Consider the following 1,540-nt stretch of genomic DNA (forward strand, 5'->3'; position numbering starts at 1 on the left):
GGGCATGCGCCCAACATCCCATTCCCTACCAGTGGAGGAGACATTTACTTCGTAAATGGCAGGTGACCCACTCATTCAATATTCGGTAAGTTCTTATATCCGGAATAACCATCACAATGCAGGTAGCCTTTAAATCCATCGAGTAATTGTTCAGCGACGACTCTTGCACGAGTTAAATCTGCGTGATAATAAACGATGGGTGTTTCGCATTCTTTACCTGTTTGAATTAACCAGATTCGTGCCTGAGATGTTGCGTCACGTCCATCCGTTCGATTTAAAACTTGATAGTGCGTTTCATCGGCATGAAGAACTTCTTCTTTTACTAAGATTTTGGCGAAATAATCGTAAAGTGGGCGTAACCAATCATTGGCGACTTTGATCATCCAGTTCGCCATCGTGCGTCGATTTAATTCTAATCCGTACGTCTTCCATTCTTTTTCTTGCCGATAAAGCGGAAGACTTAATTCATATTTTTGATGGGTCACCTAGCATGCGAAGCATAAATCCTCCACTGCTAGGGAATGAATCATCCAGGCTAGAACACTAGGCCCAGCTAAGCTTCTTTGGATCGGTCCTTTAGGGACTTCAGCACATTGAATCGGCTGTGGTTCATAGGAGTCATCATGACAATCACACTTATAAGCGTGTGAATAGTAAACTTTTTTAAATAGTTTCGCTGGGATAAAGCAGACCTCTTCGCGAATGAGTTTCTTTCCTATCGGTTTCATCTTTTGACCACACTGGTCACATGTACAATCTTCACCATGTAACTCACAGTGAATTTCTTCAACGGGTAAATCTTTTGTTAGCTCGGCTTTACGACCAGATGCCTTACGGCGGCGATATCTGATTTCTTCTGTGGGTTCAATCTTTGTTTGGTGGTTTTCTAAATGAGGATCCTCAAAAAGTGAGAGTTGATTGGGATCAACTTTAGTTTTCTCGCTTGAGGATCCAAAAAGCTTTTTTGTTAGAAATTCTACTTGTTCTGTTAATTGTTGAATTTTTAGAGTCTGCTCAGTAATTTGTTGAGTTTGCTCAGTGATTTTTTGATCTTGTTGAGTGATTCGTTGAGTTTGTTGATCCAGTTTTTTTAATAAGTTCTGATTTTCTTTGATTAGTTTTGATTCAAACGTACTCAACTGCCTCACCTCTTTTTCTAAATGATTGATGTTAGGCTTAGTATGCCCAAAAGTAGATAGAAAATACAGGTTTTATTACCATTTTATAATCATTTAAATCAGACATCCTGTTTGAGCTGGTTTAATGGCTTTAGGTTGTTGAATAGATAAGCCTTCAAGTAGCCAACGAAGCTCCTGATGGGTTAAATTTTTGACTTCTTCTTGGTTTCTTGGCCATTGAAGGTTACCCTTCTCAATCCGTTTATATAATAAGATAAAACCGTCTTTATCCCAATAAAGGGCTTTGAATCGGTCTTTTTTTCGTCCACAAAATAGGAAAAGGGCATCGTTAAATAAATCAAGATTATACTTGTTCGTAATGATACCTGCTAGTCCATCAATGCCACAGCGCATATCAGTGT

Annotated in this window: 3 protein-coding genes; all 3 read right to left on the reverse strand. The window is 39.0% G+C overall.

Annotation, left to right across the window (positions count from 1 at the left end; all coding sequences use genetic code 11):
- Positions 1-71: 71 nt before the first annotated feature.
- Positions 72-485: an IS66 family transposase gene (locus tag NEH75_RS13040; RefSeq protein WP_262948993.1), complete on the reverse strand. Its 414-nt coding sequence runs from the start codon at positions 483-485 to the stop codon at positions 72-74.
- Positions 486-1,139, reverse strand: coding sequence for an IS66 family transposase zinc-finger binding domain-containing protein (locus NEH75_RS13045; RefSeq protein ID WP_262948995.1), 654 nt, complete (start codon positions 1,137-1,139; stop codon positions 486-488).
- Positions 1,140-1,232: 93 nt separating this feature from the next.
- On the reverse strand, positions 1,233-1,540 hold a 308-nt coding region (gene tnpB / locus NEH75_RS13050), incomplete at its 5' end, for an IS66 family insertion sequence element accessory protein TnpB (RefSeq protein ID WP_262948997.1).

The sequence above is a fragment of the Turicibacter sp. T129 genome, from assembly GCF_025594975.1.
GTDB lineage: Bacteria > Bacillota_I > Bacilli_A > MOL361 > Turicibacteraceae > Turicibacter > Turicibacter bilis.